13 protein-coding genes are annotated in these 13,504 nt (G+C 72.1%); 3 read left to right on the forward strand and 10 right to left on the reverse strand.

Annotated features, from left to right (window positions below):
* Positions 1-51 precede the first annotated feature (51 nt).
* The 5 genes from ACIQOE_RS29940 to ACIQOE_RS29960 are packed head-to-tail and all read right to left on the reverse strand — an operon-like array spanning position 52 to position 5,498.
* Entirely contained in the window at positions 52-1,503 is a 1,452-nt protein-coding gene (locus ACIQOE_RS29940; RefSeq protein WP_401414817.1) for an HAD-IA family hydrolase, read from the reverse strand.
* Positions 1,504-1,558: 55 nt separating this feature from the next.
* Entirely contained in the window at positions 1,559-2,635 is a 1,077-nt protein-coding gene (locus ACIQOE_RS29945) for an ABC transporter ATP-binding protein (RefSeq protein WP_365558247.1), read from the reverse strand.
* Positions 2,636-2,638: 3 nt separating this feature from the next.
* Positions 2,639-3,457 carry an ABC transporter permease subunit gene (locus ACIQOE_RS29950; protein WP_365558244.1) on the reverse strand — a complete coding sequence of 273 codons (819 nt, stop codon included), beginning with the start codon at positions 3,455-3,457 and terminating at the stop codon, positions 2,639-2,641.
* The gene (locus ACIQOE_RS29955) at positions 3,442-4,341 is read right to left on the reverse strand and encodes an ABC transporter permease subunit (protein ID WP_351320067.1); all 900 of its coding nucleotides are present in this window, start codon (positions 4,339-4,341) and stop codon (positions 3,442-3,444) included. The genes ACIQOE_RS29950 and ACIQOE_RS29955 overlap by 16 nt, the downstream gene beginning before the upstream one ends.
* Positions 4,338-5,498, reverse strand: coding sequence for an extracellular solute-binding protein (locus tag ACIQOE_RS29960; RefSeq protein WP_365558241.1), 1,161 nt, complete (start codon positions 5,496-5,498; stop codon positions 4,338-4,340). Before ACIQOE_RS29960 ends, ACIQOE_RS29955 begins: the two co-directional genes overlap by 4 nt.
* A gap of 233 nt (positions 5,499-5,731) precedes the next feature.
* Here ACIQOE_RS29960 and ACIQOE_RS29965 point away from each other — a divergent pair, with 233 nt between their 5' ends.
* Positions 5,732-6,472, forward strand: coding sequence for a GntR family transcriptional regulator (locus ACIQOE_RS29965; protein WP_351320071.1), 741 nt, complete (start codon positions 5,732-5,734; stop codon positions 6,470-6,472).
* Positions 6,473-6,592: 120 nt separating this feature from the next.
* Here ACIQOE_RS29965 and ACIQOE_RS29970 read toward each other — a convergent pair whose 3' ends face one another.
* The 4 genes from ACIQOE_RS29970 to ACIQOE_RS29985 form a co-directional block, all read right to left on the reverse strand.
* Entirely contained in the window at positions 6,593-7,045 is a 453-nt protein-coding gene (locus ACIQOE_RS29970) for an Lrp/AsnC family transcriptional regulator (protein ID WP_046726552.1), read from the reverse strand.
* 91 nt (positions 7,046-7,136) lie between these two features.
* Positions 7,137-8,579 carry a GuaB1 family IMP dehydrogenase-related protein gene (locus ACIQOE_RS29975; protein WP_365558238.1) on the reverse strand — a complete coding sequence of 481 codons (1,443 nt, stop codon included), beginning with the start codon at positions 8,577-8,579 and terminating at the stop codon, positions 7,137-7,139.
* 171 nt (positions 8,580-8,750) lie between these two features.
* Entirely contained in the window at positions 8,751-9,062 is a 312-nt protein-coding gene (locus ACIQOE_RS29980) for a barstar family protein (protein WP_365558235.1), read from the reverse strand.
* 83 nt (positions 9,063-9,145) lie between these two features.
* Positions 9,146-10,099 (reverse strand): Dyp-type peroxidase, encoded by a 954-nt coding sequence (locus tag ACIQOE_RS29985; protein ID WP_365558232.1) that lies wholly within the window; start codon positions 10,097-10,099, stop codon positions 9,146-9,148.
* A 263-nt stretch (positions 10,100-10,362) separates the two neighbouring features.
* Here ACIQOE_RS29985 and ACIQOE_RS29990 point away from each other — a divergent pair, with 263 nt between their 5' ends.
* Positions 10,363-11,661 carry an MFS transporter gene (locus ACIQOE_RS29990; RefSeq protein WP_365573677.1) on the forward strand — a complete coding sequence of 433 codons (1,299 nt, stop codon included), beginning with the start codon at positions 10,363-10,365 and terminating at the stop codon, positions 11,659-11,661.
* A gap of 57 nt (positions 11,662-11,718) precedes the next feature.
* Complete coding sequence (locus tag ACIQOE_RS29995) at positions 11,719-12,324, forward strand: TetR/AcrR family transcriptional regulator (RefSeq protein ID WP_365573674.1); 606 nt, start codon at positions 11,719-11,721, stop codon at positions 12,322-12,324.
* Between the two features lie 100 nt (positions 12,325-12,424).
* Here ACIQOE_RS29995 and ACIQOE_RS30000 read toward each other — a convergent pair whose 3' ends face one another.
* A complete protein-coding gene (locus tag ACIQOE_RS30000) occupies positions 12,425-13,468 on the reverse strand; it encodes a sugar-binding domain-containing protein (protein ID WP_351320082.1) in 1,044 nt (347 codons plus the stop codon).
* Between the last annotated feature and the right edge of the window lie 36 nt (positions 13,469-13,504).

The following is a 13,504-nucleotide window of genomic DNA, read 5'->3' on the forward strand; positions in this document are numbered from 1 at the left end:
AACCTACGGGATGCCCCAGACGACCGCAACGGTTGCCCCGGGTAACCCCGGTCAGGATCCGACGGCGAAGGTGCTGACGACGGCCGCGTGGTCGGAGGGCCAGTCGTTGCCCGCCACGTCGGGCCAGGGCGCGGGGACGCCGCTGACGCAGGTCCTGGAGTCGATCACGCGCAGCCCCCGGTACAGCACGTAGTCGATGCGGTCCTGCGGCTCGGGCCGCCCGCTGCCGTCCTCCCGCACGGGGTGGACCGGCGACCAGGTGTGGCCCGGCGCGGCCACCGGATCCGGGTGGGCCTCCCGGTAGGAGTCGCGGAACCCGGCCGCCTCGGCGGCCTTGGTCACGGGCCACTCGACCTCCGTCCAGTCCAGGTGGGACGGGCAGTTGAAGTCACCGACCAGGACGACGGGCACCGTGCCGTCGCCGATCAGCCCGAGCGCCTCGCGCAGTTGCCCGAGCCGCACCTCCTCGTGGGCGGCGAGTTCGGCCGCCCCGAGCCCGTCGAAGTGGAACTCGTAGGGCCCGTAGGGGGTGTAGTGCAGATGCGCGGTCCACACGTCGACCTCGCGTCCGGGACGTACCGCGATCCGCACCCCGGCGGCCCCGTAGAAGCCGACCTCCGGGTCGCCGAGGCGGGCGGTGATCGGGTACCGGCTGATGATGCCGAGGTTCTCGCCTGCCGTGTGGTGGTGCCAGCCGAGGGCCTCGGCGAGTTCGCGGGCCGAGGTGCCGGCGGTCTCCTGGAGGCCGACGACGTCCGCGCCGGCGTCGACGACGGCTTTGATCTGCTTGGCCCGGTGGTCGTCGATCAGGCTGCCGCCGAGCCACAGGTTCCAGGACATGACCCGCAGTTCGGGTACGGCCATGTCGCTGAGCTGCTTCGGGGTGACCCCGACCAGGCTGTCCCGGACGGTCCGGCCGAGGGCGTCGCCGATCGGCGCGAGGGAGGGCACGGCGAGGACCGCGCAGCCCGCCGCCTCCGCCGAGGCGACCCCGGTCTCGGTGTCCTCGACGGCGACGCAGGCCGCCGGGTCGACGCCGAGGGCCCGGCAGGCGGCGAGGTAGGGGTCGGGGGCGGGTTTGGTCCGGGCGGTGTCGTCGGCGGTGACGGAGGCGGCGAACCGGCCTTCGCCGAGCGCGGCGAGCACGAGGTCGGCGACCGCGCGGGGGGACGCGGTGACCAGGGCGGTGGGAACGCCGGCCGCGGCGAGCGCGTCCAGCAGGTCGAGGGCGCCGGGGCGGGGCACGATGCCGGTGCGGACGCGGTCCGCGAACTCCCGGTGCAGTTCGGCCGCGAGGCCGGCGCCGGACCTGCCGGTGGCGTCGGCCAGCCAGTGGGCGGTGTGCTCGACCGGCCGGCCCAGCACGTCGGGTTCGTCGGCCTCGCCGAGCGGCCGCCCGGCAACGCGTTCCACCGCCTCCCACCACAGTCGCTCGGTGTCGACGAGCGTTCCGTCCATGTCGAACAGGACGGCCTGGAGCGGGAGTCGGGGGTGGGGGGTCACGTTGTCGTCATTCCTCACGTCTGGGCTGATGGACTCTTCCGGATCTCCGGAAGCGCTACTTCTGGGTACGGTCCGCCACGAGCACCGGCCGCTCGGGCAGCGACACGCTCACCGCCGCACCGGCGCCCAGACCCGCGGCCTCATGGGCGGGCAGGTCGGCCTTGGCCTCGGTGCCGTCGGCGAGCCGTACGGTGACCCGGACGACGGCGCCCAGGAAGGCGGTGGCGACGACGGTGGCGCCGCCGGTGGCGTCCGCACGCACCCGGACCGCCTCGGGCCGTACCAGCACGTCGACCTCGCGGGCCTGCGGTGCCGGTCCGTCGAGCGGGAGCCGCTGTCCGAGCACCTCGACCAGGCCGTCCTCGACCGTGCCGGGGATCCGGCTCATCGTGCCGACGAACTCGGCGACGAAGGCGGTGGCCGGACGGCCGTACAGCTCGGCGGGCTCGGCGCACTGTTCGAGCCGTCCGGCGCGCATCACGGCGACCCGGTCGGCCATGGACAGCGCCTCTTCCTGATCGTGCGTCACGAACAGTGTGGTGATGCCGAGTTCCTGCTGGAGGCGGCGGATCTCCTCGCGGAGCGTCAGCCGGACCTTGGCGTCCAGGGCCGACAGCGGCTCGTCGAGGAGGAGCACGCGGGGCCGCAGGGCGAGGGCGCGGGCGAGCGCGATGCGCTGCTGCTGGCCGCCGGAGAGCTGGTGCGGGAACCGCTCGCCCTTGTCGCCGAGTCCGACCAGCTCCAGCAGTTCGGCGGCACGGGCGCGCCGTTCGGAGGTGCGGACCTTGCGCATGCGCAGCCCGAACGCCACGTTGTCGACGGCGTTCAGGTGCGGGAAGAGGCTGTACGACTGGAAGACCATGCCGGCGTCGCGGCGGTGCGCGGGCACCGAGGTGACGTCCTCGCCGTCCACCAGCACGGCGCCGGAGTCGGGGTGTTCGAACCCGGCGAGCATGCGCAGCGCGGTGGTCTTGCCGCAGCCGGACGGGCCGAGCAGGGCCAGGAACTCCCCGGGCCGGACGGTGAGATCGAGTCCGTCGAGGGCGACGGTGGTGCCGAACTCCCTGCGCAGGGAGCGGAATTCGACGGTGGCGGCGGTGGCGGTGGCCTTCTCAGGCGTGCTGACACTCATGGTTCATCCCCGGGAGGAAGCGGTACGGTCACGGCCGCCGGCACCGGCGAGCGCGAGGAGCAGGGCCCAGGTCACCAGGAGACTGAGCACGGACACGGCGACGGACATCTGGGCCTGCGAGCCGCCGACGTTGTAGATCCACACGGCGAAGGGCTGGAAGCCGAGCAGCCGGGCGACGGTGAACTCGCCGAGCACCAGCGCCAGGGTGAGGAAGGAGGCGTTGAGCAGCGCTCCGCGCAGGTTGGGCAGTACGGCCCTGACCAGGGCCTGCGGCCAGTTGGCACCGCAGCTGCGGGCGGCCTCGACGAGGGTGCGGACGTCGACGGCGCGCAGTCCGGCGTCCAGCGCCCGGTAGACGAAGGGCAGGGCCATCACGACGTACGCGAGGACCAGGACGAACGGGAAGTCCGGGTTCTGGATGGCGACGAACGTCTCGAACAGGGGGGTCCGTGACAGGTGGTCCGGCCCCCACTTGAGAACGCTCGCGATCCCGGCCACGAACGCGATCGGCGGCACCACCAGCGGCAGCGAGCAGACGATCTCGACGACGGGCCGCAGCTTCGGCGCGCTCAGCCGCAGCGCGACCACGGCGGGCACCATCAGCAGCAGCACGACGGCGATGGTGGCGACGGCCAGCTCGAGGGAGAGCAGCAGGCTGGAGGTGAACCCGTCGGCGGACAGGATCTGGCTGTAGGCGTCGAAGGTGACGCCCTGGCCGGGCACGTCCACCGTGAAGACGACGGAGGCGCCCAGCGGGACGAGGAAGTACAGGGCGGCGAGGCCTAGGACGGCCCAGCGCCAGGGGGTCAGGCGTCGAGCCATCGGGCACTCCGTCGTTGCAGGGGCAGGTACACGGCCATCACCACGCCCGCCACCAGCACCATGTCCAGGCTGAGGGCGAGGGCCACGTTCTCCTGGCCGACCAGGACGTTGCCGGAGAGGGCGTCGGCGATCTGCAGGGTCACCAGCGGGACCGCGCTGCCGACCATCGCGGCGGCGGTGGCGTAGGCGGCGAAGGCGCTGCCGAAGAGCAGGACGAGCCCGCCGAGCAGCGAGGGCGCGAGCACGGGCAGCGCCACGAACCGCCAGTACTGCACGCCGGTGGCGCCGTTGTTCAGCGCGGCCTCCCGCCACTGGGCGCGCAGTCCGTCCAGGGCCGGTGTGATGGTGAGGACCATCAGCGGGATCAGGAAGTACAGGTAGACCAGGACGAGGCCCCAGAAGCTGTACAGGTTCCAGCCGTGGTCCGCGAGGTGCAGGCGCACGGTCAGCACACCGGCGTTGCCGAGGGTCGCCACGAACGCGAAGGCCAGCGGCACACCGCCGAAGTTGGCGAGCACGCCGGAGGCGGTGAGCACGGCCTCGCGCAGCGCCCGGGAGCGCGAGCTGACCACGGCCTGCGCGAGCGGCAGTCCGAGGACGGCGGCGATCAGGGCGGAGAGCGCGGACAGCTTGACGCTGCCGACGAGGGCGGTGAGGTACGGGCCCTGGAGCGAGTCCGTGAGGTTGCTCCCGGTGTACGAGGACACCCCGGTCGCCGGGTCCTTGACCGTGAAGGCGCCGTTCAGCATGGCCACGGCCGGGAGCCCGAAGGCGACGGCCGTGAAGACCAGCAGCGGGACGACGGCGAGCCAGCCGGGGGCGCGGCGCCGCCGCTTCTGGGAAGCGGCGGACGCCACGTCGGCCCGCGTGAGCGTGGCCGTCATCCGGAGACGGCCTTCGACCAGCCGGTCGAGAGCACCGTCTTGGCCTTGTCCTGCTGGGCCTCGGTCGGGAAGGACGGCGTGCCGGTGACCGCGGGGAGCTTGGCGGCGGCGGTCTTGTCCAGCGTGCCGGCCGAGTCCATGGAGGTCATCAGGACCGGGCGGGCGTAGCCCTTGAGCCACAGGTTCTGGCCCTCGGTGCTGTACAGGTACTCCTGCCACAGGCGGGCGGCCGCCGGGTGCGGGGCGTCCTTGTTGATGGCCTGCGAGTAGTACTGGGCGTACTGGCCGTCGGACGGGATGCTGACCTTCCAGTCCACGCCCTTGGACTTGAACTCGTCGGCGTAGCCGGCGTTCAGGTAGTCCCAGTCGATCGAGATGGGCGTCTCGCCCTTCTCGACGGTGGCCGGGGTGGACTCGACGGGCGTGTAGTTGCCGTTCTTCTTCAGCTTGGCGAAGAAGTCCAGGCCGGGCTGGATGTCGTCGAAGGAGCCCTTGCTGGCGAGCGCGGCCGCGTAGACGCCGCCGAAGGCGGAGCCGGACTTGGTCGGGTTGCCGTTGAGCGCGACCTGGCCCTTGTACTGCGGCTTGAGCAGGTCGGCGAAGGTGGTCGGGCAGGTCTTGACGCGCTTGGCGTCGCAGCCGATGGAGATGTAGCCGCCGTAGTCGTTGTACCAGCGGGCCTGCGGGTCCTTCTGGGCGGTGGGGATGTCGCCGTACGTGGTCACCTTGTACGGCGCGAGCAGCCCCTGCTGGGCGGCGCTGAGCGCGAAGGACGAACCGAGGTCGAGCACGTCCGGCGCACGGTCCTGGCCCTTGCGCGAGGTCACGGCGTTGATCTCGTCCTGGCTGGAGCCGTCGGGGCTCTCGTCCTCGATCTTGATGCCGTACTTCTTCTGGAAGCCGTCGATGATGGCGCCGTAGTTGGCCCAGTCGCGGGGCACGGCGATGATGTGAAGCGCGCCCTCCTTCTTGGCCGCGGCGACCAGCTTGTCCATGCCGCCGAGGTCGGCGGCGGAGGCGGCGGTGGCGGCGTTCTTGCCGTCGGAGGTGGTGGACGACGCGTTGTCGGGGGCGGCGCCGCAGGCGCTCAGGGCGAGCGCGGCTACGACGGCGAGGGAGCCGCCAAGGACGGCGGTTCTCGGCAGGGACACGATCACGGTCTCTCCAGGGAGTACGCACGAGGGTGGCGCTGTGGGCGGCGCTGTGGCGGGCGCCGAGCGAACTTGTCTGAACAAGTTGACCCCAGTACGCCCGGTGCGAGTGGCCTGTTCATGAACACAGCAGAAACACCAGCCCCTGATTCCCTGCACATTCGCGGCTGACACGCATCACCCCAGGACGTCGATTAGGCTGGTCACGCTGTGCACAGCGGTCTGATCAGAGGGGAAGCATGACGGCGCGACACGAGGAGATCGCCGACGAGCTGCGGCACGCCATCGACCGCGAGGAGTACACCGTCGGCAGTCGGCTGCCCGCGGAGACGGAGCTGGCGGCGCAGTACGGCGTGTCCCGCGGCACCGTCCGCCAGGCCGTCGCCGCGCTCACCTCCGAGGGGCTGATCGGCTCCCGCCAGGGCGCCCGCCGGATGGTGCTGGCCAGCCGGCGCAGCCAGAGCTTCGCGGAGCTGCGCAGTTTCGCGCAGTGGGCGAGGTCGATGGGCCGCGAGGCGACCGGGCACGTGGTGTCCCAGGAGTACCGCCCGGCCACCCACGAGGACTCGGTACGCCTCCAACTCACCTCAGGCACCCGGGTGTTGCACGTCCTCCGGGTCCGCGGCCTGGACGGCGAGCCGGTGTTGCTGGAGCGCACGGTGTACGCGGACTGGATCTCCCCGGCGGTCGAGACGATAGAGCCGGACTGCCCGTCGGTCACGCAACGCCTCTACGAGGACAAGGGGTTGGTCTTCGCCTACGGCGAGCACGTCATCGACGCGGTGGCGGCCGGGGCGCAGGACGCGGAACTGCTCGGCATCCGCCGGACGAGCCCGCTGCTGCGGGTGCGGCGCGTGACGACGACGCGGGAGGGGCGGCCGGTGGAGTGGTCCGACGACCGGTACCGGTCGGACGCGGTGAGCTTCAGCGTGCACAACTCCATCGGCAACAACGCGCTGGCGCGGAAGACGGCGGGATAGGGGTGCGGTGGTGCGCCGGGTGCGGGCAGGGCCCGAAGGGGCGCGGGGAACCGCGCGAACGGCCCCCACCGGGCCGAACCCGGCGCACGACCCGCACTCCCCGTTCCGGTGGGCAGGGACCTACCCCGGTGCTCCTGAGGAGAACCTTCTCAGGAGGGGCGACAGCACCAGGACCGACTTGGTGCGCTCCACGAACGGCTCCCCCGCGATCCGCTCCAGCACCCGCTCGAAGTGCCGCATGTCCGACGCGAAGACCTGCACGACCGCGTCGGCCTCCCCGGTGACCGTGGACGCGGCCACCACCTCCTGGTAGCGCTCCAGCCCCCGCTGGATCGTCTCCGGCGAGGTGTTGCGCCGGCAGTAGATCTCGACGAACCCCTCCGTCTCCCAGCCGAGGGCCGCCGGATCCACCCGCACGGTGAAACCGGTGATCGCCCCGGTGGCGCGCAGCCGGTCCACGCGCCGTTTGACGGCGGGCGCGGACAGGCCGACCAGTTGCCCGATGTCCGCGTAGGAGCGGCGGGCGTCCTCGGCGAGGGCGTGCACGATGCGTTCGTCGAGATCGTTCAGCAAGGGGTCGTTCAGCTTTCAGGTGGTGCAGGACGGGACCGGCGACAGCCGTACCCGAAGTAGAACACGAGCCCGGCCGCCGTCCGTGAAGCGGCTAGCTCCAGCTCGCGTGCAGCGGCTTGCCCTCCGCGTACCCGGCCGCGCTCTGGATGCCCACGATCGCCTTCTCGGCGAACTCCTCCAGCGACCCCGCGCCGGCGTAGGTGCACGAGGACCGCACGCCCGCGATGATCGAGTCGATCAGGTCCTCGACGCCCGGCCGGGCCGGGTCGAGGAACATCCGGGACGTGGAGATGCCCTCCTCGAAGAGCGCCTTGCGGGCCCGGTCGTAGGCGGACTCCTCGGACGTGCGGTTGCGCACCGCGCGCGCCGAGGCCATGCCGAAGGACTCCTTGTAGAGCCGGCCGTCGGCGGCCTGCTGGAGGTCGCCGGGCGACTCGTAGGTGCCGGCGAACCAGGAGCCGACCATCACGTTGGACGCGCCCGCGGCCAGCGCCATGGCGACGTCCCGCGGGTGCCGGACGCCACCGTCGGCCCAGACGTGCTTGCCGTACTTCTTCGCCTCCGCGGCGCACTCCAGGACGGCCGAGAACTGCGGCCGGCCGACGCCCGTCATCATGCGGGTGGTGCACATGGCGCCGGGGCCCACACCGACCTTGATGATGTCCGCGCCCGCGTCCACGAGGTCCTTGACGCCCTCGGCGGAGACGATGTTGCCGGCCGCGATCGGGACCTTCGGGTCGAGGCCGCGGACCAGCCTGACCGCGTTGATCATCGATTCCTGGTGGCCGTGCGCGGTGTCGATGACGAGCGTGTCGACACCCGCGTCGAGCAGTTGCTTGGCCTTGTCCGCGAAGTCCCCGTTGATGCCGACGGCGGCGGCGATCCGCAGCCTGCCCCGGGCGTCGGTGGCCGGGGTGTACAGGGTGGCGCGCAGGGCCCCCTTGCGGGTGAGGATGCCGGCCAGCCTGCCGTCGCGGTCGACGGCCGGGGCGTAGCGGCGGTTGGCCGCGTCCAGCTTGTTGAACGCCTCGCGCGGGTCGATGTCCGCGTCGAGGAGCAGCAGATCGCGGGACATGACCTCGGCCAGCTGGGTGAAGCGGTCGACGCCGTTGAGGTCCTGGTCGGTGACGACGCCGACGGGACGGCCGTCCTCGTCGACGACGACGCCCGCGTTGTGCGCGCGCTTGGGCAGCAGGGCCAGCGCGTCGGCGACGGTCTGGTGCGGGGCGAGCACGATCGGGGTGTCCAGCACCAGGTGGCGGCTCTTCACCCAGCCGATGACGTCGGTGACCACGTCGATCGGGATGTCCTGGGGGATGACGACGAGACCGCCGCGCCGGGCCACCGTCTCGGCCATCCGCCGGCCCGCGATCGCGGTCATGTTCGCGACGACCAGCGGGATGGTGGTGCCCGTGCCGTCCGGCGAGTCGAGGTCGACGCCCTGCCGCGAGCCGACCGCGGAGCGGCTCGGCACCATGAAGACGTCGTCGTACGTCAGGTCGTACGCGGGCTGGATGTCATTGAGGAAACGCACGTGCCGCACATCCCGGTCGATCAGAGGTGACCCCCGGACCGGCCGGCCAAGGGGAAAAGCACGTACTTCATTGTCCCATGGCGACCGGTATGCGGTGCCCGGGACGAACGTCCAGGCAGGTCAGAGCCGCTTAGGAGGAAGCTACAAGGGCGGTCGGCGCCGCTCGCCGGGTCATCCGAGGGCGAGCGCCACGGTCAGCCGCGGCTCGTCGGCGGATGCCTGGGCCAACACGTCCCGGGCGGTGCCCCACTCCGCCGGGCGGGCCTGCGCGTACCCCTGCCAGCCGGTCACGGCCAGGACCAGGCCGCGGCCGGCCGCCTGCGGCGCCCACACCGAGGGGTCGCGGAGGACGTCGGCGAGGGCGTCCCAGTTGCGGCCGAACCAGTCGGGCAGGCCGAGGGCGGTGGCGGCGCGGTCCATGAGGGCCGCCTTGTCCGCGACCCCGGTGAGGTCGAGCACGACCAGACACGGATCCGTCGTCATCTCAGCTCCGTCCGGGAGGAGTTGTGGGGGGACACCGGTGCAGTAGAACCCACCGGCGCACCGGATGACAACGCGCGCCCGCGTCACGCCTTGCCGGGAGCCGGGGGCAGGTCGTCGAGGAAGTCGCCGGACGGCACGTGGAAGAGGGTGCCGGTGACCGCCGTGGAGAAGTCGAGGATCCGGTCGTAGCGGGCGTCCTCGTTGCCGAGGAACATGTTGCGGAGCATGTGCTCGATGACGTCCGGCCTGCGGGCGTACCCGATGAAGTAGGTGCCGAACTCGCCCTGGCCGGGGCTGCCGAAGGGCATGTTGTCGCGCACGATGTCCTGCTCCTTGCCGTCCGGTCCCGTGACGGTGTTCAGGTCGACGTGCGAGCCCTGTTCCTCCAGTTCGATGTTGGTCAGCTTCGTCCGGCCGATGATCCGCTCCTGCGTCTCGACCGGCAGCGCGTTCCAGGCGTCCAGGTCGTGCAGGTACTTCTGCACGATCACGTAGCTGCCGCCGGCGTGCGCGGGATCCTCCGCGCCGATCAGGACGTCCCTGCGGGCGGCGGCGCCGACCGGGTTGGCGGTGCCGTCGACGAAGCCCAGCAGGTCACGGGCGTCCAGGTACCGGAAGCCCTGCACCTCGTCCTCGACGGTCACCGCGTCGCGCAGCCGGTGCATGATCTCGGCGGCCAGCCCGAAACAGAGGTCGAAGCGGGTGGCCCTGATGTGGAAGAGGAGGTCGCCGGGGGTGGCGACGGCGGTGTGCCGGGCGCCTTCCAGGGGACGGAAGGGATGCAGTCCGGCCGGCCGGGGGTAGGCGAACAGCCGGTCCCAGGCGTCGGAGCCGATGCCCGCGACACAGCTCAGGGCGCCGTCCGGGGCGCCGAACCCGAAGCTGCGGCAGAGCGCGGCGAGATCGCCGAGCACGTCCCGCGCCCGCTCCTCGTGCCCAGGGCCGACGCTGACCACCAGGAAGATCGCGGCGGTGGTCAACGGCCCGAGCACCGGCTGTGGTTCGGCGTCCCGTGCGGGCTGGGGTTCAGTGGTCACCGCGTCCTCCGGAAGTGATCGGCACTCGGCCTTCGTGCCCGTATGTCATTCACATGATCGGGGTTCGCGGCGCCGGGCAGGCGCAGACGCTCCCATCGAGCCGCGCGCCGCCCTCCCGGCTTCCCCGGAATTTTTTTCCCGGCGTCGGAATAGACAGACCTGTCTATGGGGTTGACCAGGTCATGTAGACAGACCTGTCTACTCACTTCAGGCATCTGTGAACCGACGATCTCCGGCACCGTCCCCGCGAAGGATCTCTCCTGATGAACCACCTCGCACAGCACGCCCGACCCACGGCGCAGAGCAGGCCGATCCCGCCCCGCGCGGCGTTCTACGTGCTCGCCTCCATCGTCGTCTCCTTCCTCGCCGCCTCCAGCGCGCCGACCCCGCTCTACGCGTCCTACCAGGCCGAGTGGGGCTTCAGCCCGATCACCACCACCGTGGTCTTCGGCATCTACGCGATCGCCGTCCTGTCCGGCCTCCTGGTCCTCGGCAAGCTGTCGGACCATGTCGGCCGCCGCCCCGTGCTGATCTCCGCGATCGCCGCCCAGGCCGTCGCGATGGTGCTGTTCTCCACCGCCGGGGGCGTCGGCGAACTGCTCGTCGCCCGGATCGTGCAGGGCCTGTCCACCGGTGCCGCGCTCGGCGCGGTGGGTGCCGCGATGATGGACATCAACCGCTCCCGGGGCACCATGGCCAACGCCTTCGCCCCCGGTCTGGGCACCGCCACCGGCGCCCTGGTCAGCGGCTTCGTCGTGCAGTACCTGCCCGCCCCGACCCACACGATCTACCTCGGCCTGCTCGGCGTGTTCGTGGCCCAGGCCGTCGCCATCTCCCTGATCGACGAGACCGTCACCCGCGCGCCGGGCGCGCTCGCCTCGCTGGTGCCCGAGATCAAGCTCCCGCGCACGGTCCGCGGCGCGGCCCTCGCGGCGGCCCCGGTCATCTTCGCCGTCTGGGCGCTCGCCGGGTTCTACGGCTCCCTCGGCCCGGCCCTGGTGCGCACCCTGGTCGGCTCCACCTCCGCCGTCTGGGGCGGCCTCGGCCTGTTCGTCCTCGCGTTCGTGGCGGCCGTCGCCGTCCTCCTGCTGCGCGACGCCCGTGCGACGACCGTGATGTACACCGGCATCGGCGCGCTGGTCGTCGGTGTCGCCGTCACCCTGCTGGCCGTCGCGCAGAACGTACCGGCCCTGTTCTTCGCCGGTACGGCCGTCGCCGGCTTCGGCTTCGGCAGCGGCTTCCAGGGCGGCATCCGCACCGTGCTGCCGCTGACCCGGCCGCACGAGAGCTCGGGCGTGCTGTCCCTGCTGTTCGTCGTCGCCTACCTCGGCATGGGCGTCCCGTCCGTCGTCGCCGGAGCCCTGGTGGTGCACGGCGGCGGACTCGTCCCGACCTCGGAGGAGTACGGCGCGGTGGTCATCGGCCTGGCCCTGCTGGCCCTCGCGGCCCTGCTGCTGCGCCGCGGGACGCAGAGCACGTCCGGGGTGCTGGTGGCCTCAGGCGGCACGCCGGCCGTCGAGGTCCGGGAAGCCGGGCACGCCGACGCGGTGTCGCCCCGCTGACGGGGCAGGCAGCGGTCCCCTCGCCCGTAGAGTGGAAGCGTCGAGAAGGTGGGTGGCATGACGAAGGCGTTGACCGCCAAGGCTCCGACGGCCCGGGAGCGCCTGCTCTCGGCCGCGAACGAGCTGTTCTACGCGGAGGGCGTGCAGTCGGTCGGGATCGACCGGATCATCGAGCGCGCCGGCGTCGCCAAGGCCTCGCTGTACAACACCTTCGGCGGCAAGGAACAGCTCATCCGCGCCTATCTCGACTCCCGGTACGCCCGGATGTCCGCCCGCCTGCTGCGCGCGGTCGAGGGCGCCGACGGTCCGCGGGAACGGCTGCTGGCCGTCTTCGACGCGCAGACCGCGCTCTTCTCCGAGCAGGGCTTCCACGGGTGCGCCTTCCTGGCGGCCAGCGCGGAGGCCAAGCGGGGCGGCACCATCGAAGAGATCTCGGACCTCTACCGGGCCTGGGTCCGGGCGCTCCTGACCGACCTGGCGCGGGAGGCCGGCGCACCGGATCCCGCGAGCCTGGCCCGCCAGCTCCAGCTGCTGTACGACGGCGGCAGCGTGTCCGCGCGGATGGACCGCGACCCGTCGGCGGGCGCGGTCGCCCGGCAGGCGGCGGGCCTGCTGATCGACGCGGCGCTTGCCTCGGGTCCCGCGGAGCGGCCCGCTTCCTGAGCCCACCGGGCGCGCGGGCCCGCCCGACGGCCCGAACCGGACGGGCGGACCGCCACGGCAGCGTTGTCACCGGTACCGGTGCCGCCGCGGCGGTCCCCCGTCAGGAGCCGTCGGGGTCCGAACGGCTCAGGGTCGGCTTGGGCGTGGGTCCCGCCGTCATCAGGTAGTCGGCGGCCGAGGTGTCGGTGACGAGGCTGGTGACCAGCCCCGACCTCAGCACCGCGTCGATCGCCGCCGCCTTGCGCTGGCCGCCCGCGATCGCGACGACCTCGGGGATCCGGCGCAGCTGGTCGGCCTTGACCGTGATGCACCGCTCCCCCAGGTCACGTCCGACCCGGCGGCCGTCGGCGTCGAACAGGTGCGCGGCCATCTCGGCGGCGACACCGAGCGTGGCGTAGTGCGCCCGCTCCTCGTCGCTGAGCATGTCGTGCACCGTCGAGATCCCGGGCTCCCAGGAACCGATGGAGACACAGGCGACCGTGACCTTGTCGAAGTACTCGAAGGCACGGGCGATGCCCGTCTGGTTGCGCAGCGCGGCCGCGGTGGCCGCGTCCGGCAGCAGCATCGGCGCGTAGATGGGGTGCGCGTCGCCCCCCGACACCTGGGCGGCGCGCCGGACGGCCTCCACCGAACCGCGCTCGGAGGTCCCGGCGTCGTACACGCCGGTCAGCTGCACCACCGTGCACGGCGGCAGCCGGTCCAGCGCCGCCGCCATGTGGATGGTGGACCGGCCCCAGGCGAGGCCGAGCACGTCCCCCTCGTTGACCAGTTCGCCGAGCAGGTCGGCGGCCACCTCACCGAGATTCTCCGGATCGGGGGTCTCCTCCGCCTCGGCCGGGGACTCCACCACGACGGCGTGCCGCAGGCCGTAGCGGGCGCGGAGCGCGTCCGAGCGCTCGGCGTCCAGCTCGGCCGGCACACGGATCTCGATGCGTACGAGATCCCTTTCGAGTGCGGTCTCCAGGACCCGGGCCACCTTGAAGCGGCTGACGCCGAACTCCTCCGCGATCTGGATCTTGGACTTGCCCTCTAGGTAGAAGCGGCGGGCCATGGCCGCCGCCTGCACCAGCTCAGCGGGTCCCATCCGCATGGCTGACCGGCCCGCCGACATACCCGACACGGCCATCTCCTCACTGCTGTTCACACTCTGGATACGCCGTTCATCCTTGCAGATCCGGCG

The organism is Streptomyces sp. NPDC091282 (genome assembly GCF_044757385.1).
GTDB lineage: Bacteria > Actinomycetota > Actinomycetes > Streptomycetales > Streptomycetaceae > Streptomyces > Streptomyces gramineus.